The following is a 233-nucleotide window of genomic DNA, read 5'->3' as shown; positions in this document are numbered from 1 at the left end:
CAATTGTTGCCGGTACGATTACGCTCGGCCTGATGACGCAGATTACCAACGTTTTTGGTCAGGTTCGCGGTGCTTTCCAGTACCTGATTAACTCATGGACCACACTGGTTGAGTTGATGTCTATCTACAAACGTCTGCGCAGCTTTGAACATGAGCTGGATGGTGACAAAATTCAGGAAGTAACCCATACCTTGAGCTAAAAAGGAGAAGTAATGTCGCGCGTCAATCCTCTA

General features: G+C 46.8%; 1 protein-coding gene. It reads left to right on the top strand.

The window, feature by feature from the left end; translation table 11 throughout:
* Positions 1-200 (top strand): SbmA/BacA-like family transporter (locus tag MFF40_RS28635; protein WP_272415209.1); only part of this gene is annotated, 200 nt, incomplete at its 5' end.
* Between the last annotated feature and the right edge of the window lie 33 nt (positions 201-233).

Source organism: Methylobacterium mesophilicum (assembly GCF_022179445.1).
In the GTDB taxonomy this organism is placed as follows: Bacteria; Pseudomonadota; Alphaproteobacteria; order Rhizobiales; family Beijerinckiaceae; genus Methylobacterium; species Methylobacterium mesophilicum.
This window is presented reverse-complemented; position numbering and strand designations above follow the sequence as displayed.